Origin of the sequence: Pedobacter sp. UYP1, from assembly GCF_040547305.1 — a bacterium.
Taxonomy (GTDB): domain Bacteria; phylum Bacteroidota; class Bacteroidia; order Sphingobacteriales; family Sphingobacteriaceae; genus Pedobacter.
Genome location: NZ_JBEPPL010000002.1, coordinates 53,856 through 71,418, shown reverse-complemented (window position 1 = coordinate 71,418; position 17,563 = coordinate 53,856). Strand labels below are relative to the sequence as shown.

The following is a 17,563-nucleotide window of genomic DNA, read 5'->3' as shown; positions in this document are numbered from 1 at the left end:
ATAAGCGTAGTGACCTATCCTCAAGAGGATTTCATCAATGCAGCATTAAATTTTACAAATAACTTAAATAAGTCAGCAAACTCCGTTAAGGGCAGGGTTGCAGGGATGTCATCCACATCGTGATAAGCAGTTATTCCTCCCTGAGTGTAAATAAAGAACGCTGGTACACCTTTTTCAGTGAAGAAATAATGATCGCTGTTGGCGGCTTTATTTCGTGGAGTAATTTTGCTGAGGTAGTGCTGTTGATCGTTGATTTTATTGAGCAAGTCGAATTGTTTCGGAAGGATAGCCGCATTGACTACGGTAATTCCTTTTTCTCCTGTTCCAACCATATCCACGTTGATCAGGAACTTGATATTGGAGAGTGGGATAGGAGGAAAAGTGGTAAAATAAGAGGAGCCTTTAAGTCCGGGCTCTTCACCAGCAAAACAAACGAAAGCTATGGTATAGGGTGCTGGATTTTTGGCGTAATATTTCGCCAGATTTAATAAAAGAGCTATTCCGCTGGCATTGTCATTGGCTCCCGGAAAAAACGTGTTTTCTCCCATACCGCCTAAATGATCGTAATGGGCTGTTAGCATTAATATAGAATCGGGGTGTTTCGTTCCTTTAACTACGCCGCAGATATTGCTGGTTATAAATTCAGGAATGACCTCATTGTCAATGTCTACGTTAATGGAGTCGGGTTTGGTAGTTAGTGCTTTCTTATTGATTTCAAGAACGGTATAGTCATTTGCTTTTTGTGCAACACTCCAGGTAAGCTTGTCTTTGAGTACAACGAACATCCGTTGGGAACGGTTCATGTAAATGCTGTCTTTTTGTTCCAGCTTCATAGTGCCACGCAGACCCCGGCTTGAAGGTTCAATAATAAAATCCTTGCCTGGGATCAACTTTTTTCCATTGATTGTCACGTCCATTTTTCCCGGAAAAGTATTCACGGGGTAAGAAAAATTCTGTCTGTAATCGTTTCCTTCCATTGGTTGCAGACCAGCCTTTTTAAATTCATCACAAAGGTAAACCGCTGCTTTTGCCATTCCCTCTTTGGTATAGCCTCGTCCCCAGAAATCGGGAGAGGCCATTTTGTTTATAGTTTTTCTGGCTGCGCGTAAATCCTGTGCAGAAGTTATTGAGGTAAATGTGAAGGGCAGTAAAAGAAGGAAAAGGAGTCTTTTCATAAAAAAGGGATATTAGCTTATCAGGATAAACGTACAAATAAATAAACATCTTGCATTTTAGAGAGCCTATCCAAGTTTAAAATAGATTTACGGGATTGTGATTGTGACTTTGTTGGTTAACTTAGGGGATAAATTTGTGAACGGTGTTTAAAGTCGAAATAATGAAAGTTACTAAGCCTCTGCTTTTATGTGCTATAAGTGTAATCGCATATCTGATACAAGGATGCGATAGCAGAGAGAAGAAAGTAGTCCGTACCTCTTACCTTGCAATTAAGGGAGCTGACACCGCTATTTTGAAATTAACTATTACAGGAACGCAATTTATAGGCCAGTATGAAGTGAATTATCATGGTAGTTTTAAAGATTCCGGAGATGTAAAAGGGGCTATCAAAGGAGACACTTTGATCGGTGACTATCATTTTCAGCACTATGGTCTTGAAAAATGGCTGCGAGGACCTATAGCCTTGCTAAAGAAAGATGGAAGGCTGATTTTGGGTACGGGTACACTGGAAAGTTATATGGGCATAAATTATTTCAAAAGGGGCGCACCAATTGATTATAGCGCACCTAAATTCATATTCCAAAAGTCATATTAGTTATCCTCTTTGTTTTATTAGTTTTCGCTCCTGAAATTTAACGAAAATTTAATCTTTATTGTCCACAGCTATCATGTATTTTTGAGTGTTGACTTCATGAGGTCCAAGGAGTTGATTAAATGTAAAAAAATAAAAAACCTGTTGCACAACTCGAAATTTATTTAAACCTTTACACTATTAATATTTTAAAGCGGGAATTATACAGAAAATGATCAAACAGATAATACATAAACTTTCAATCGTAACAGCAAAGAACATTGCTGCGAGAAGTTTGTATATTGAACGTCTGGAGCCTGTCATTTATGTAACAACCAGCCGGCAAAATTATACACCCCGTATTTGAGTTAATTCTAACTCAATCCTGAGAATTTTATAGCTCCTCAGAACCAATTAATAAGAATATTTTATCTTTTTTTCGTTAACTATTAATGAATATAAACGATTTTATAGTGCAGGTTGCACTTCCTGAACATCGTGTTTTTGCAGAAGAAATCTGTGAAGAAATGGCTGAATCTGCTAAGGCACGAGGTACAGGTATCGCTAAACGCTCGCCTGAATATGTTGCAGGAAAGATGACTGAGGGTAAATCAGTTATTGCTTTCCATAAAGACGGCTCCTGGGCTGGGTTCTGTTATATTGAAACATGGAGCCATGGGCAATTTGTAGCCAATTCAGGTTTGGTAGTCAGTCCTAAGTACAGAAAGATGGGACTTGCACATACCATTAAATACAAAATCTTCGAATTATCACGTCAGAAATATCCTAAAGCCAAGATCTTCGGATTAACGACAGGCCTTGCTGTGATGAAAATTAATTCTGACCTGGGTTATGAGCCTGTCACCTATTCAGAACTTTCACAAGATGAGGAGTTCTGGAAAGGCTGTCAAAGCTGCGTGAACTTTGAGATTCTGAAAAGCAAAGACCGTAAAAACTGTATGTGTACAGCGATGCTTTACGACCCTGCGACTCAGAAACATGATGTAGCAAAGAAATTTGCCGAAGAATTAGAGCGTAAACCTAAACTATACGAGCGTTTTATGCGCATTAAGCAAAGATTAGTGCTTAAGCCAAAATCATCAGATGATAAAGGAAGCTTAAAATCATTCTTACACCAATCAGTCCTATTTTTTAAATAATAACAACTAAAACGGTTATGGATGCCGCTTAGCGAAGAAACGCAGGCAAGCTTCCTAACCACAAAAAAACAAATTGCTCATGAAAAAGAAAGTAGTTTTAGCTTTTAGCGGAGGTTTAGATACTTCATTTTGCTGTATTCACCTGGCACAGGACCGTGGACTGGAAGTTCATTCGGTAATTGTTAATACAGGTGGTTTTTCTGATGAAGAATTACAGGAAATCGAAAAAAGAGCTTACGCTTTAGGGGTGGCTTCTCATGCTGTAGTTGATGAAACTGCAAATTATTACGATGGCTGTATTAAATACCTGGTATTTGGTAATGTATTGAAAAATGCAACTTATCCGCTTTCTGTAAGTGCTGAGCGCGTAAGCCAGGCTACTGCAATTGCAAATTATGTTAAAAAAATAGGTGCTGATTACGTAGCGCACGGTAGTACCGGGGCAGGTAACGATCAGGTACGTTTTGATATGATCTTTAATATTATTATTCCTAATGTAGAGATCATCACGCCAATCAGAGATTTGAAATTATCCCGCGAAGCGGAAATAGAATATTTAAGTAAACACGGAGTTGAGTATAGTGCTGAAAAAGCAAGATATTCTATCAACAAAGGCTTATGGGGTACATCAGTAGGAGGAAAAGAAACTTTAACTTCTAACGAGACTTTACCGGAAGAAGCATGGCCAACACAGGTTTCTGAAACTAAGAGCCGTAAAATCGAACTTACTTTTGAAAAAGGGGAATTGGTTGCCTTAGACGGTGAGCAATTAGAGCCAGTCAAAGCAATCCAGAAATTACAAGCAATCGCACAGCCTTATGGTATTGGTCGTGATATCCATGTGGGAGATACGATTATTGGAATCAAAGGACGTGTAGGTTTTGAAGCAGCAGCTCCAATGGTGATTATCAAAGCACACCATACTTTAGAAAAACATACTTTAACCAAATGGCAGTTGTCATGGAAAGAACAATTGTCTTCTTTTTATGGAAACTGGCTGCATGAAGGTCAATTCCATGATCCGATTATGCGTAATATCGAAGCTTTCCTTGCAGATACACAAAGTACAGTGAGCGGAAAAGTATTTGTAGAGTTATTGCCTTACAGATTTCAGATTATCGGTATTGAGTCTGAGCACGATCTGATGAGCAATAAATTCGGCAGCTACGGAGAAATGAATAATGCATGGAGTGGTGAGGATGTTAAAGGGTTCTCTAAAATATTTGGCAACCAGGTTATGATCTGGCATAAAGTGAACGGAAATGAAGATTAAAGCAGGTATAGTTGGCGGTGCCGGATATACCGGTGGTGAAATGCTGCGCCTGTTAGTGAATCATGATGGCGTAGAAATCGTATTTGTACATAGCAACAGCAATGGTGGAAACCTGATCTCAGATGTTCACACCGATCTTTTAGGAGATACTGATCTGCGTTTTACGGATGAACTTTCTTCTGCCATAGACGTGCTTTTTTTATGCGTAGGCCATGGCGATGCAAAGAAATTCCTGGCTGCAAATCCTATTGCAGCTGGTATTAAAATAATAGACCTGAGCCAGGATTTCAGATTAACTGAAGCTGCTGGTCAGGACTGGATTTACGGTTTACCTGAATTAAACAGAGACCGTATCAAAACAGCGAACTTTATTGCAAATCCAGGTTGTTTTGCAACTTGTATCCAACTGGCTTTATTGCCACTGGCAGCAAATGGATTATTGAAAAGTGAAGTCCATATCAATGCAACAACAGGTTCAACAGGTGCAGGACAAAGCCTTGCGGCAACTTCTCATTTTAGCTGGCGTAATAATAACCTGTCTGTTTATAAGGCTTTTGAGCATCAGCATTTAAATGAAATCGGAGAAAGCCTTTTACAGCTGGATGCTGACTTTAACCAGGAGCTGAACTTTATCCCACAACGCGGAGACTTTACCAGAGGTATTCTTGCTGCGGTTTATCTGGAAAGTGATTTAACGGCTGAACAGGCACAAAAGCTTTATGAAGACTATTATAGCGGACATCCTTTTACACATGTCAGTTCAAAGAATATAGATCTTAAACAGGTAGTGAATACGAACAAGGGTTTGGTACATGTAGAAAAACATGGCAACAAATTATTAGTCATCAGTATGATCGATAATCTGTTAAAAGGAGCAAGCGGACAGGCGGTACAGAATATGAATTTGATGTTTGGATTAGACGAACGGCAAGGGTTGAAGCTTAAAGCAGCAGCTTTTTAAACAACAAATACGCCTGCGAAACAGGCATTGCAATCAAATTATTTTATGAATCTCCTGAGGTGAAAACCTGGGGCAAAAAGCTTTAAAAAGATGAACTTATTCGATGTATACCCTTTAAATGATATAGAAATTGTTAAAGCCTCTGGCAGTACAGTATGGGACGCCAATGGGCAAGAGTACCTTGATCTTTACGGCGGACATGCCGTAATTTCTATCGGTCATACTCATCCGCACTATGTAAAACGTTTGACAGACCAGTTGAACAAAGTTGGATTTTACTCTAATTCGGTGAAAATACCTTTGCAGGCAGAGCTTGCTGAGAAGCTGGGTAAAGTTTCAGGAAAGACTGATTATCAGTTGTTTCTTTGTAACTCTGGTGCTGAGGCAAACGAAAATGCTTTGAAGCTGGCTTCTTTCTATAATGGAAGAAAAAAAGTGATCGCTTTTAAAGGAGCTTTTCACGGCCGTACCTCCTTAGCCGTTTCAGCAACGGATAACCCTAAAATTATTGCACCCGTAAATAGCACTGACAATATCATTTTTCTTCCCTTTAATGATGAAGATGCCTTGAAACAGGCTTTCGAATCTTATGGAGAAGAGATCAGCTCTGTGATTATTGAAGGTATACAAGGTGTTGGCGGAATTAAAGAAGCTTCTGTAAGCTTCCTTCAACTGATCCGCACGTTATGTGATCAATATAATGCAGTTTATATCGCTGACAGTGTTCAATGTGGTTATGGCAGAACTGGCTTATTTTATTCTCATGATTATGCTGGGGTAAATGCCGATGTATATACCATGGCAAAAGGAATGGGAAATGGTTTTCCTGTAGCGGGAATTTCTATTGCGCCTAAATTCACAGCATGGCATTCTATGCTGGGCACTACTTTTGGCGGAAACCATTTGGCTTGTGCAGCTGCATTAGCGGTGCTGGAAGTTATGGAACAAGATCAGCTGATGGAAAATGCAGCGAAAATAGGTGATTATTTAATCACTGAACTTAAAAAGACCGAAGAAATCCTTGAGGTAAGAGGACGTGGTTTAATGATCGGTATTGAGCTTCCTGAGGAACTTTCACAGGTTAAAAAGAACTTGCTGTTCAAGCAGTTTATCTTCACAGGCGAAGCCAAGCCAAATGTGATCAGATTGTTGCCTGCGCTTAATCTGACCAAAGCACAAGCAGATCAATTTTTAGAAAACTTTAAAATTGCTATAAAAGGATGAACCAGTTCACTTCAGTAAACGATGTTGAAGACATCGGCCAATTAGTAAAAGATGCCCTTGCTCTAAAGAGCAATCCCTATTCAGATCAGCAATTAGGTAAAAACAAGACACTTGGTCTTGTTTTTCTGAATCCAAGTTTGCGTACCCGCTTAAGTACCCAGAAAGCAGCCATTAACTTAGGAATGAGTGTAATGGTGATGAATATGGATAAAGAAGGATGGGCACTGGAAACTGAAGACGGAGTGGTCATGAACGGAACTACTGTAGAGCATATTCGCGAAGCAGCAGCAGTAATGGGCCAATATTGTGATATCCTGGGGCTTCGTTCTTTTCCAAAACTGGTGAACAGGGAAGAAGATTATAACGAAGATTTCTTTAACAAGTTTATCAAATATTGCGGTGTCCCTGTGGTAAGTTTAGAAAGTGCTACGCGCCACCCTCTACAAAGTCTGGCGGATCTGGTAACGATTAAAGAAACCTGGAAAGGCTCAGCTAGACCTAAAGTCGTTTTGGCCTGGGCACCACATATCAAGGCTTTGCCACAAGCCGTTCCTAATTCTTTTGCAGAATGGATGTGTAAAGCACAACAGGAAGATATGCTTGACTTTACGATTGTTCAGCCAGAAGGTTATGAACTTTCCGAAGATTTTACACCTGGTGCTCATATTACACATAACCTGCAGGAGGCATTAGCTGGTGCAGATTATATTTATGTAAAGAACTGGTCAAGTTATAAAGAATACGGTAAAATACTTCCCTATCCGGAAGGGTGGATGCTGAACAATGAACTTTTAAAAGGCACAAATGATGCGAAAGTAATGCATTGTTTACCTGTTAGAAGAGACCTGGAGCTTTCGTCTGAGGTATTGGACGGACCAAATTCTTTAGTGATCCATGAAGCGGGAAATCGCTTATGGGCAGCACAGGCGGTTTTGAAAGGTCTGTTACAAAAGCTATCTTAGGGGAGCCTGATTGATTGTTAAAATCAGGCCTCTATTGGCTTAAAAACCGTTAAAACCTAAGAAATCTCATGAAAAGGCTCAATCTTTTAATCTGTGCGCTTTGCTTTGCCGCACTCTCTTTTGCTCAGCAAAAAACTGTAGATAGCTGGACTGATGGTAAATTTATTACTGTCAATGGTGCTAAATTATGGGTGGTTACTGTTGGACAAGGTGATCCGATTATTTTTATCGCTGGTGGTCCTGGTGGCGCGCACCCTGGATTAAGAAGTTTTGATCCTTTGGCAGATGCGAATCATCAGCTGATTTATTTTGATGGGTTTGGCAGGGGAAAATCAGATACTGCTAAAGTAGTGTCGGATTATAGTCTGCAAAGAGATATTGAAGATATAGAAGGTTTAAGAAAAGCATTGAAACTGACTAAAGTGTCTCTTTTAGGACACTCTTATGGAGGACTGGTTGCACAAGGATACGCGATTAAGTATCCAAATAACGTGAGCCACCTGATTCTGGCCAACACTTTTCACAGTTATGTGATGTGGCAGGAGAATGATGACAATTCTAATCATGAGATCAAAACGAATTATCCGGAAGTCTGGGCAGACCTGATGAAAATCAGAGAACAGGGTGCTGTTTCAAGTGATGCTGCGCATCAGGAAATTTATGGTAAAGTTCCTTATGGATTTTTATATGCTTATAATCCTGGTCAGTTTGTTTCCAGAGGAAGAAAACCTTATCCAAACAGCATGAATACCAAACTATACTATCAAATGGTAGGGAGAGACGGTGATTTTTATGTGGGAAATGATATAGCAACTTTTGACTTCAGGAAACAGTTAAAGGATTTAAAGATGCCGATATTAGTAATTGGCGGTCGTTTCGACAGAGTAGCTACACCCTGGATGATGGTAAAGTATAAAGAATATTGTCCGCAGGCCCAGTTTGTCATGTTTGAGAAATCGGGTCATAATCCACAGGTGGAAGAGCCTGAAAAAGAGTTTCCTATCATCAATGAATTTCTTAAAAAATAAAGAATGAAGCAGTTAACGGTTATAAAAATAGGTGGAAATGTAATTGATAACTCTGAGAAGCTACATCAGTTTCTCGTTGATTTTACAGCTTTGCCGGGAGATAAAATCCTGATCCATGGAGGCGGTAAGATTGCCACAGAATTGGGAACTTCCCTGGGAATTGAACCTAAACTGGTTGATGGCAGAAGAATTACAGATATTGAGACCCTGCGCGTAGTGACTATGGTCTATGGCGGGCTGATTAATAAAAATATGGTAGCGCAATTACAGGCCAGAGGATGTAATGCGATTGGATTAAGTGGGGCAGATGGCAATGTGATTAAGGCAGTAAAACGACCGGTTAAAGAGATAGACTTTGGTTTTGTAGGTGATCTGGATGAAAATTCTGTATCCGTAACGACATTGGATAGTTTGCTTAAAAGTAACCTCATACCTGTTTTGTGTGCAATTACGCATGACGGAGATAGCCAGCTACTCAATACCAATGCAGATACAATTGCTTCGGCGGTTGCTGTTGCGATGTCTTCGGTTTATGAAACACGCCTGGTTTACTGTTTTGAGAAAAAGGGTGTTTTGCGTGATATAGAGGATGAAACTTCGTTGGTAACAGAGATCAAAAGAGAGGATTTTGAGCGTTTGCAAACCGAAGGAGTAGTTTCAGGCGGGATGATCCCTAAATTACATAATGCATTTGAAGCCATCAGACAAGGGGTTAGTGCGGTCTATATTGGCAAAGCAGATGAATTACCACAGATTGATACACAGGGTTTTGGAACCCGATTAATAGATTAATATGGGACAATTTACAGGCAAGATAGCGATACTGGGCAGTGGCAATATTGGAATTTCACTAGCCAAAGGATTAGTTAAAGCGAATTACGTACCTGCTGGTGCAATTACTTTAACCAGGAGGACTTTAAGCCATTTAACAGGATTTGCGAATCTTGGGTACCAGATCAGTGCTGATAATGCCACTGCTGTAGCGGCTTCGGATGTGATTGTTCTGGCTGTTTTACCACAGCAATTGAATCAGCTGATGGAACAGATTTCTGGTGCGATTGATATCAAGCGTCATGTTGTGATTTCTGTGGCCTCGGGAGTGAGCTGTGCAGCAATCCGTGAGAAACTAGGAGCGCAATTAGAAGTTATTCGTGCTATGCCTAATACAGCTATCGCTATTGGTCAGTCTATGACCTGTGTAGCTGCAGATCATGCTTCCGCAGAAAACATAGCTGAAGTAACTAAAATGTTTGAGACAGTTGGTGCAGTAGTTAAGATTAATGAAGACCTGATGACTGCTGCGACTGCGTTGTGTGCTTGTGGTATCGCTTTCTTTTTAAGAGGTATCCGTGCGGCTTCGCAAGGTGGTGTAGAAATTGGCTTCCATGCAGATGAAGCACTGAAAATGGCTGTTCAGACTGCAAAAGGTGCCGCAGATTTACTCTTGCAGATGCAATCGCATCCGGAGCAGGAAATTGATAAAGTAACTTCGCCAAAGGGGTGCACTATCGCTGGCTTGAATGAAATGGAGCACAACGGGTTCAGTTCATCCTTGATTAAAGGCATTAAGCTTTCGGCTATAAAAGCCGGGGCATTATATACAAAAGAATAAATTATGATAGAGACGCTGCAAAAAGATAGTTTGGAATTGTTGAAGAATCTGATCAGTATTCAATCTTTCAGTAAGGAAGAGGATAAAACTGCTGATCTGATCGGGCAATTTTTGCAGGAACGAGGAGTTAAAATACACCGTAAGCTGAATAATATCTGGTCTTACAATCAGCATTTTGATGCAAACAAGCCTACAGTGCTTTTAAATTCGCACCATGATACGGTAAAGCCAAACTCAGGTTATACCAGAGATCCTTATGAACCGAAAATAGAGGGTGGAAAGTTATACGGATTGGGAAGTAATGATGCAGGGGGCTGTCTGGTTTCTCTGATTGCTACTTTTCTATATTTCTATGCACAGGAAGATCTGGCTTACAATATTTGTTTAGCGACTACAGCCGAGGAAGAAATTTCAGGTAATAATGGACTGGAATGTGTAATTCCTGATCTTGGAGAACTGGAATTTGCTATTGTGGGTGAGCCGACAGAAATGCAGCTTGCAATCGCAGAAAGAGGATTATTAGTTTTGGATTGTACGGTTACCGGGAAAGCTGGCCATGCGGCAAGAGAAGAAGGCGACAATGCAATCTATAAAGCATTGAAAGATATTGAATGGTTTAGAAACTACCGTTTTGCAAAGGTATCTGAGGTATTCGGGCCTTTGAAAATGTCGGTTACCATCATCAATGCAGGTTCTCAGCACAATGTAGTGCCGGCAACTTGTACATTTACAGTAGATGTAAGGGTTACCGATGCGTATAGCAATGAAGAGGTGCTGAAGATTATCCGGACCAATGTGGATTGTGACGTCAAAGCCCGCTCTGTCCGGTTAAAGCCTTCCTCAATTGATAAAGAACATCCACTGGTTCAATCTGGTATTGCACTGGGCAGAACTACTTACGGTTCACCAACAACTTCTGATCAGGCTTTACTAAGTATTCCTTCCGTAAAAGTAGGGCCTGGCGACTCTGCACGCTCACATATGGCGGATGAATATGTATTCGTTAAGGAGATTGCGGAAGGTATACAACTATACATCGATATGCTTAAACCGGTTATCAACGGGAAATAACATTTGCTCTTTAGAGAGCGTTTTATAATTTATAATAGACAATGAAGATCTGGCAAAAAAATATAGAAGTAAATAAAAGTATTGAGAGTTTTACTGTAGGTCAAGACAGGGAACTGGATTTACAAATGGCGGCTTTTGATGTGTTAGGTTCTCTGGCGCATGTAGAGATGCTGGAGAGTATCGGTTTACTAACGGCTGCTGAGCTTGCTCAAATACAAAAGGAGCTGAAGCATATTTACGCTGAAATTGAAGCCGGAGAGTTTAAAATTGAGGATACGGTAGAGGATGTACATTCGCAGGTTGAATGGTTACTGACGCAGCGTATTGGTGAAGCAGGGAAGAAGATTCATAGCGGAAGATCACGTAATGACCAGGTCTTGGTGGACTTAAAATTATTTTTCAGAGACAGGATTGAAGAAATGGTCAGTAATTCTGCGGTCTTGTTTCAACAATTAATTGCGTTGAGCAATACACATAAAGATAAATTGCTGCCAGGTTATACGCATTTGCAGATTGCAATGCCTTCTTCTTTTGGGCTTTGGTTTGGTGCTTACGCAGAAAGCTTAGTAGATGATATGGAAATGATGCTGGCAGCCTGGAAGATTTGTAATAAAAATCCTTTAGGTTCTGCTGCGGGTTATGGCTCTTCTTTTCCATTAAACAGAACGATGACTACCAGTCTTTTGGGTTTTGAGAACCTGAATTATAACGTAGTTTATGCGCAGATGGGCAGGGGGAAAACGGAAAGGATATTAGCTCAGGCTATGTCTTCTGTAGCAGCTACCCTGGCAAAAATGGCGATGGACGTATGCTTATTTATCAATCAGAACTTTGGTTTTATCAAATTTCCTGATGAGCTGACTACCGGTTCAAGCATTATGCCGCATAAAAAGAATCCGGATGTATTTGAGCTGATCCGTTCCAGATGCAATAAGATTCAGGCCTTGCCAAACGAGATTGCAATGATGACGACTAATCTGCCATCGGGTTATCACCGTGACCTGCAATTACTAAAAGAAAACCTTTTTCCTTCCATCGTTTCTTTAAACGAATGCCTGGAAATGACAACATATATGTTACAGCATATTAAGTTGAAGGATGATATATTGGCAGATAAAAAATATGCTTATTTGTTTAGTGTAGAGGTGGTTAATGATTTGGCTTTAAAGGGCGTGCCTTTTAGAGAAGCTTATCAGATAGTAGGAGAGACGATTGAAAATGGTACCTTTGTACCAGGAGTTCAGGTAAATCACACGCATGAAGGCAGCATAGGAAATCTGTGTAATCCGGAAATTGAAGCGATGATGGATAGTATTCTCGACCAGTTTAATTTTGAAAAAACCAAGTTAGCTATTCAAAGTTTGCTAGCTTAATTCTAACCATTAATAAATTATAAAACATGAATGTATCGGTATTAGCAAACTCACTTATTGGATCTGAAATCATTAAAATCGGGAATGAGGTCAATGAGCTGAAGAGCAAAGGTGCTAAAATTGCAAATTTAACTATTGGTGATTTTGATCCTTCAATTTTTCCTATACCTGCGGGGCTGAAGGCTGAAATTGTTGATGCTTATAACCATAATCAAACTAACTATCCACCTGCTGATGGTATTTTAGCTTTACGTGAAACAATTGTAGACGTATTAAAGGACAGATATGATCTTGACTTTAAAACAAATGAAATATTGGTTTCTGGTGGTTCCCGTCCTTTAATTTATGCGACTTACCTTGCCTTGATTGATCCGGGAGATAAAGTTATTTATCCTGCTCCATCATGGAATAATAACCATTATTGTCACCTTTCTTCTGCTGAAGGAATCGCTGTGGAAACTACTGCAGAAAGCAACTTCATGCCTACTGCTGAGTTGTTAAAACCATACCTTAAAGGCGCAACTCTACTGGCTTTATGTTCTCCATTGAACCCTACAGGTACAATGTTTACTAAAGAACAACTGGAAGAAATCTGTGACCTTGTCATTGCAGAAAATAAATCAAGAGCTGAAGGAGAAAAACCATTGTATATCATGTACGATCAGATTTATTCTTTACTGACTTTTGGTAAAGAACATATCAACCCGGTTAGTTTACGTCCTGAGTTGAAAGATTATACAATTTATATTGACGGAATCTCTAAATGTCTTGCCAGTACTGGTGTACGCGTAGGCTGGGCTTTCGGACCAGATAAAGTAATCGGTAAAATGAAAGCTTTATTAACACATATCGGTGCCTGGGCTCCTAAAGCTGAACAAGTAGCCGTTGGTAAATATTTTGCAGATAAAGGACAGGTTGATGAGTTTTTAGGTGCATTTAAAACACAGATTCAGGACAGCCTTAATGCTTTATATGAAGGTTTTACCAGTTTGAAAGAGGAAGGTTTTGCAGTAGATGCGATTGCGCCTATGGGAGCGATTTATCTGACACTGAAGATCGACTATATTGGTAAAACTACTGCCGATGGTGATTTGCTAAAGGATAGTACTGATGTGAATTCTTACCTGATTAAAGAAGCTCAGGTGGCTTTAGTTCCATTCTCTTGCTTCGGTACAGATGAAACTAAATCCTGGTTCCGTGCTTCGGTTGGTGCTTGTTCACTGACTGATATCAAAGAAATGATTCCACGTATTAAAGCTGCGTTAAGCAAGTTGAAATAGTATTCTATTACTTCAATGATAATGGGTATTCTGGTTGCATGTTGATGTAGATTCAGAATACCCTTTTTATTTGGCAATTGATACACTGGCTTTATCTAAAGAGGCTGCTGTAGCTACAGTTGTTTTTACGACTTCTGAAGCCTGATCAGTATGGCTGGCACTGGTTGCGAATGTCAGGATCATCATCACAAATGCAGGAAATAACAGGAGTATAAATGGCGATATGTTAAACAGAGATTTCATAATATTTCGTTTTGTTGAAACAAATAGAATGAATAAAAAAATCCTGCTAAAATGTTTTATACCAAGTCCTTGTTATCGTAGACGAACAGTCTGATAACTGAATAAGGGCGTTTTTTTTCTTTTTTAGTGGTTCGTAGCCTTAAAATGCCAGTTCGTCGAAAACCAGGTATAAAAAAGGCCGCAACGGTTTGTCGTTACGGCCTTAAAATTTTATTTCTGCTTATTTGAACTCAGAAGTTTTATGGAATTCGATGTCCGGATAATCTCTTTTGGTCATATTGATCATAAAGTCATTATCTGCAAGGAAAACAGGACTTCCGTCTTTATCTTGCCCAATGTGCTGACCCTTGCGCTTCACAAACTCTTCCAGTTTCTTCTTATCTGTAGAAGTTACCCAGTTTGATCTGCTATAGCTCAACATACGGAAGTGTGCTTTCGCGCCATATTCATGTTCAAGTCTGAATGCGATTACCTCAAATTGTAATTCACCTACAGCACCAATTATTTTCCTGTTCCCTGGTTGTTGTGTGAATAACTGGGCAACCCCTTCTTCTGTGAGCTGTTGTATGCCTTTTTCAAGCTGTTTGGTGCGAAGCGGGTCTTTGTTCTCCACTTCCTTGAATATCTCAGGAGAGAAGCTGGGAATGCCTTTAAATTGCAATTGCTCTCCCTCAGTCAATGTATCTCCGATTTTAAAGTTTCCACTGTCATACAAGCCGACAACATCACCTGGCCATGCTTCTTCTACAATGCTTTTTTCATTGGCCATAAAATCCATTGGGTTGGAAAACTTAAGCTTTTTACCTTGGCGTGTATGGAAATAGAATTTGTTTCTCTCGAATTTACCAGAACATATCCTTAAGAAAGCAATACGGTCACGGTGTTTAGGGTCAAGATTGGCATGTATTTTAAATACAAATCCGGAGAAGTTTTTCTCTTCTACCAGAACTTCTCTTTGTTCAGCTTCTCTGCTTCTGGGACTTGGAGCAATGTTGATGAAAGTATCTAACAATTCTTTAATACCGAAGTTGTTAATTGCACTTCCAAAAAATACAGGAGCAAGTAAGCCTTCTGTATACATGCTTTGATCTAATGTACCATAAACGCCGTCTACCAATTCAAGATCACCTTTCAGTTCTTCAAGTTCCTTTGGTTTAAGGAAATTATTCAGGTTCGGATCGTTCAGATCACTGACCTCTATAACTGGATCAGCAATTTTTGTTTTATCCGGTTCAAACAAGTTCAGGTGTTTATTGTAAATACTATATACACCTTTAAACGTATGTCCTTGTCCGATTGGCCACGATAGCGGGCATAAACTGATATTCAGCTTATTCTCGATTTCGTCGAGCAAATCAAAGGCGTCTTTACCCTCGCGGTCCATCTTATTGATAAAGATAATTACGGGAGTATTCCGCATCCGGCATACCGCCATCAGCTTCTCTGTTTGTTCCTCAACACCTTTTACACAGTCTACAACAAGGATTACACTATCTACTGCAGATAAAGTTCTGTAAGTATCTTCGGCGAAATCTTTGTGACCTGGTGTATCCAGAATATTGATGCGTTTATCTTTGTATTCAAAACCCATTACTGAGGTCGCAACGGATATTCCACGTTGTTTCTCAATCTCCATAAAATCTGAAGTACTGCTTTGATTGGCTTTGTTACGTTTTACAGCACCAGCGGTATTGATCGCTCCTCCAAACAGCAAAAACTTTTCAGTTAGTGTTGTTTTTCCGGCATCCGGGTGACTGATAATGGCGAATGTTTTTCTTTTTTCTATTTCGGGGTGAATCATAAAGGGTTAAGCATATTGCTTGATGAGGCTGCAAAGATAATTATAATATATAAAATAAAAACCGGCCATTATAGCCGGTTCTTATTTTATAGTTTTTATGGGAATTAATTTCTTCCTGATCTTGAAGTTTCACTGCGTTGAGGAGCATCACCACCACTTCTCGAATCCTGAGAACGTTGTTGCTGCTGCTGTTGCTGACGCTGCTGATCCTGCTGCTGGCGCTGTTGTTGTTGCTGTTGAGCTTGTTGCTGACGCTGCTGATCCTGCTGCTGGCGCTGTTGCTGCTGAGCTTGTTGCTGACGTTGCTGATCCTGTTGCTGGCGCTGTTGTTGCTGAGCTTGCTGCTGACGCGCTTGTCCGTCACGTTGTTGCTGCTGAGCCTGTTGCTGACGTTGCTGATCCTGCTGTTGACGTTGTTGTTGCTGAGCTTGCTGCTGACGCGCTTGTCCGTCACGTTGTTGCTGCTGAGCCTGTTGCTGACGCTGAAGATCCTGCTGTTGACGTTGCTGATCCGGATTTGCTGACCTGGATATATTATTATTTCCGGCTCTTGACCCGTTTATATCAGCTCTGCCAGAACGATCAGTATTGCCATTCACTGGAATACCTGCATCTTGTCTGGAAGGAGCCGTATTTCCTGATCTCGACGTATTAATGTCTCCTCTTCCTGCACGGTCAATACTTCCAGACCTGGAATTACTTACATCCGGCCTTGTGGTATTGGTATTTCCTGATCTTGACGTATTAATATCTCCTCTTCCTGAACGATCAACACTTCCTGCCCTTGAACTGTTCACATCACTTCTGCCTGAACGGTCAACATTTCCTGCTCTTGAACCACCATTGTCACCAGCCCTTGAAGATCCGTTAACACCTGATCTTGGATTGTATATATTGATATTATTATTTGAAATACTTGTTCTTCCAGGTCTTTCTGAACGGGAAATATTATAAACCCTTACATCTCTGTTGGTCACTCTCCTGATGTCTTCAGCTCTCGGGCCTGTATAATAAGTATCCCTGCCACCACGACCATAAGTGTTGTTAATAATTGTAGTGCGGTTAATAATAGTTATGTTTCTGCTGGAATAACGTGGATAGTTGTTGCTGTAAATGCTGCTTTGAGGAATAAAATTCCACCAGTTATTAGGCGTATTATACCCACCGCCACCAATATTGATATTAATACTGATACCAGGACCTAAAGGAGCCCATCCATAATAACCAGCACCGCTTCTCCAGCTCACCCATGCAGGACCCCAAACTGTATCCGGAATCCAAACCCATTGATTGAACCTGTTATTTACCCAACGGCCATAATGAAACGGAGCCCATCCCCAGTCATAGTCAGATACCCAGGTATTTCCGTATTCAGTCATCGCCCAGCGGCCATCGCTGTAGTAAGGCCTGAAATCATCCTGATCTACATCAGGACGCCATACATTGCCGTATTGAGGATCCTGTATCCAGGTTCCATAAGGGGATAATTCATCATAAAAAGACTGTAGTGAGATGTCATCATAGCCCCCCTGAGCCATTGACTTCTGTGCTGTAAAGCCGAACAAGAGCATAAGCCCCAGTAATGCAGCTGGAAATTTGATCATGTTTTTCATTTGTGTATGTATTTATAATATAACCTAACTTATATCTATGAGTAAAAAAATATACAATGGTTTAACGTTTTATGTGTTAACTTAAGGATCGGAGAGATTCGCATTGAAAAATTACATACGAAAGACACGGGATTTATGCGCTTTAAAAAGCTAAACTTAAGATTTAGATTCTTATTTTCTCTTTCCAAATATTTATTCTTTTCCTTTGTAACTCC

At 40.2% G+C, this 17,563-nt stretch carries 16 protein-coding genes; 12 read left to right on the top strand and 4 right to left on the bottom strand.

Going from position 1 to position 17,563, the window contains the following annotated elements:
• Positions 1–20: 20 nt before the first annotated feature.
• On the bottom strand, positions 21–1,175 hold the full coding sequence (locus tag ABIB30_RS04240; RefSeq protein ID WP_354299506.1) for a M28 family metallopeptidase: 1,155 nt from the start codon (positions 1,173–1,175) through the stop codon (positions 21–23).
• Positions 1,176–1,336: 161 nt separating this feature from the next.
• On the opposite strand from ABIB30_RS04240, the gene ABIB30_RS04235 reads away from it, so the two are divergent.
• The 12 genes from ABIB30_RS04235 (at position 1,337) to ABIB30_RS04180 (ending at position 13,691) form a co-directional block, all read left to right on the top strand.
• Positions 1,337–1,771 (top strand): hypothetical protein, encoded by a 435-nt coding sequence (locus ABIB30_RS04235; RefSeq protein WP_354299505.1) that lies wholly within the window; start codon positions 1,337–1,339, stop codon positions 1,769–1,771.
• 428 nt (positions 1,772–2,199) lie between these two features.
• Positions 2,200–2,907 (top strand): GNAT family N-acetyltransferase, encoded by a 708-nt coding sequence (locus ABIB30_RS04230; RefSeq protein WP_354299504.1) that lies wholly within the window; start codon positions 2,200–2,202, stop codon positions 2,905–2,907.
• A gap of 79 nt (positions 2,908–2,986) precedes the next feature.
• Positions 2,987–4,180, top strand: coding sequence for an argininosuccinate synthase (gene argG, locus ABIB30_RS04225; RefSeq protein WP_354299503.1), 1,194 nt, complete (start codon positions 2,987–2,989; stop codon positions 4,178–4,180).
• Positions 4,170–5,141 carry an N-acetyl-gamma-glutamyl-phosphate reductase gene (argC, locus tag ABIB30_RS04220; RefSeq protein WP_354299502.1) on the top strand — a complete coding sequence of 324 codons (972 nt, stop codon included), beginning with the start codon at positions 4,170–4,172 and terminating at the stop codon, positions 5,139–5,141. Before argG ends, argC begins: the two co-directional genes overlap by 11 nt.
• Before the next feature lie 90 nt (positions 5,142–5,231).
• Positions 5,232–6,365: an aspartate aminotransferase family protein gene (locus ABIB30_RS04215; RefSeq protein WP_354299501.1), complete on the top strand. Its 1,134-nt coding sequence runs from the start codon at positions 5,232–5,234 to the stop codon at positions 6,363–6,365.
• Positions 6,362–7,327 (top strand): Rossmann-fold NAD(P)-binding domain-containing protein, encoded by a 966-nt coding sequence (locus tag ABIB30_RS04210; protein WP_354299500.1) that lies wholly within the window; start codon positions 6,362–6,364, stop codon positions 7,325–7,327. The genes ABIB30_RS04215 and ABIB30_RS04210 overlap by 4 nt, the downstream gene beginning before the upstream one ends.
• Positions 7,328–7,395: 68 nt before the next feature.
• A complete protein-coding gene (locus ABIB30_RS04205) occupies positions 7,396–8,355 on the top strand; it encodes an alpha/beta fold hydrolase (RefSeq protein WP_354299499.1) in 960 nt (319 codons plus the stop codon).
• Positions 8,356–8,358: 3 nt separating this feature from the next.
• Positions 8,359–9,147 carry an acetylglutamate kinase gene (gene argB / locus ABIB30_RS04200; protein ID WP_354299498.1) on the top strand — a complete coding sequence of 263 codons (789 nt, stop codon included), beginning with the start codon at positions 8,359–8,361 and terminating at the stop codon, positions 9,145–9,147.
• 1 nt (position 9,148) lies between these two features.
• A complete protein-coding gene (gene proC / locus ABIB30_RS04195; protein ID WP_354299497.1) occupies positions 9,149–9,967 on the top strand; it encodes a pyrroline-5-carboxylate reductase in 819 nt (272 codons plus the stop codon).
• A gap of 3 nt (positions 9,968–9,970) precedes the next feature.
• Positions 9,971–11,038, top strand: coding sequence for a M20 family metallo-hydrolase (locus ABIB30_RS04190; RefSeq protein ID WP_354299496.1), 1,068 nt, complete (start codon positions 9,971–9,973; stop codon positions 11,036–11,038).
• A gap of 41 nt (positions 11,039–11,079) precedes the next feature.
• Positions 11,080–12,411, top strand: a complete 1,332-nt coding sequence (gene argH / locus ABIB30_RS04185; RefSeq protein ID WP_354299495.1) for an argininosuccinate lyase — start codon at positions 11,080–11,082, stop codon at positions 12,409–12,411.
• A gap of 26 nt (positions 12,412–12,437) precedes the next feature.
• Positions 12,438–13,691, top strand: coding sequence for a pyridoxal phosphate-dependent aminotransferase (locus ABIB30_RS04180; RefSeq protein WP_354299494.1), 1,254 nt, complete (start codon positions 12,438–12,440; stop codon positions 13,689–13,691).
• Between the two features lie 66 nt (positions 13,692–13,757).
• On the opposite strand, the gene ABIB30_RS04175 is transcribed toward ABIB30_RS04180, so the two are convergent.
• From ABIB30_RS04175 to ABIB30_RS04165, 3 genes are all read right to left on the bottom strand, one after another.
• Positions 13,758–13,934 (bottom strand): hypothetical protein, encoded by a 177-nt coding sequence (locus ABIB30_RS04175; RefSeq protein ID WP_354299493.1) that lies wholly within the window; start codon positions 13,932–13,934, stop codon positions 13,758–13,760.
• Between the two features lie 220 nt (positions 13,935–14,154).
• Entirely contained in the window at positions 14,155–15,735 is a 1,581-nt protein-coding gene (locus ABIB30_RS04170; RefSeq protein WP_354299492.1) for a peptide chain release factor 3, read from the bottom strand.
• A gap of 104 nt (positions 15,736–15,839) precedes the next feature.
• Positions 15,840–17,348, bottom strand: a complete 1,509-nt coding sequence (locus tag ABIB30_RS04165; RefSeq protein WP_354299491.1) for a DUF6600 domain-containing protein — start codon at positions 17,346–17,348, stop codon at positions 15,840–15,842.
• Between the last annotated feature and the right edge of the window lie 215 nt (positions 17,349–17,563).

Excerpts from the sequence above, each read along its gene's own strand:
- ABIB30_RS04240 (WP_354299506.1), bottom strand. The coding sequence starts at position 1,175 with ATGAAAAGACTCCTTTTCCTTCTTTTACTGCCCTTCACATTTACCTCA.
- ABIB30_RS04235 (WP_354299505.1), top strand. The coding sequence starts at position 1,337 with ATGAAAGTTACTAAGCCTCTGCTTTTATGTGCTATAAGTGTAATCGCA.
- ABIB30_RS04230 (WP_354299504.1), top strand. The coding sequence starts at position 2,200 with ATGAATATAAACGATTTTATAGTGCAGGTTGCACTTCCTGAACATCGT.
- argG (WP_354299503.1), top strand. The coding sequence starts at position 2,987 with ATGAAAAAGAAAGTAGTTTTAGCTTTTAGCGGAGGTTTAGATACTTCA.
- argC (WP_354299502.1), top strand. The coding sequence starts at position 4,170 with ATGAAGATTAAAGCAGGTATAGTTGGCGGTGCCGGATATACCGGTGGT.
- ABIB30_RS04215 (WP_354299501.1), top strand. The coding sequence starts at position 5,232 with ATGAACTTATTCGATGTATACCCTTTAAATGATATAGAAATTGTTAAA.
- ABIB30_RS04210 (WP_354299500.1), top strand. The coding sequence starts at position 6,362 with ATGAACCAGTTCACTTCAGTAAACGATGTTGAAGACATCGGCCAATTA.
- ABIB30_RS04205 (WP_354299499.1), top strand. The coding sequence starts at position 7,396 with ATGAAAAGGCTCAATCTTTTAATCTGTGCGCTTTGCTTTGCCGCACTC.
- argB (WP_354299498.1), top strand. The coding sequence starts at position 8,359 with ATGAAGCAGTTAACGGTTATAAAAATAGGTGGAAATGTAATTGATAAC.
- proC (WP_354299497.1), top strand. The coding sequence starts at position 9,149 with ATGGGACAATTTACAGGCAAGATAGCGATACTGGGCAGTGGCAATATT.
- ABIB30_RS04190 (WP_354299496.1), top strand. The coding sequence starts at position 9,971 with ATGATAGAGACGCTGCAAAAAGATAGTTTGGAATTGTTGAAGAATCTG.
- argH (WP_354299495.1), top strand. The coding sequence starts at position 11,080 with ATGAAGATCTGGCAAAAAAATATAGAAGTAAATAAAAGTATTGAGAGT.
- ABIB30_RS04180 (WP_354299494.1), top strand. The coding sequence starts at position 12,438 with ATGAATGTATCGGTATTAGCAAACTCACTTATTGGATCTGAAATCATT.
- ABIB30_RS04175 (WP_354299493.1), bottom strand. The coding sequence starts at position 13,934 with ATGAAATCTCTGTTTAACATATCGCCATTTATACTCCTGTTATTTCCT.
- ABIB30_RS04170 (WP_354299492.1), bottom strand. The coding sequence starts at position 15,735 with ATGATTCACCCCGAAATAGAAAAAAGAAAAACATTCGCCATTATCAGT.
- ABIB30_RS04165 (WP_354299491.1), bottom strand. The coding sequence starts at position 17,348 with ATGAAAAACATGATCAAATTTCCAGCTGCATTACTGGGGCTTATGCTC.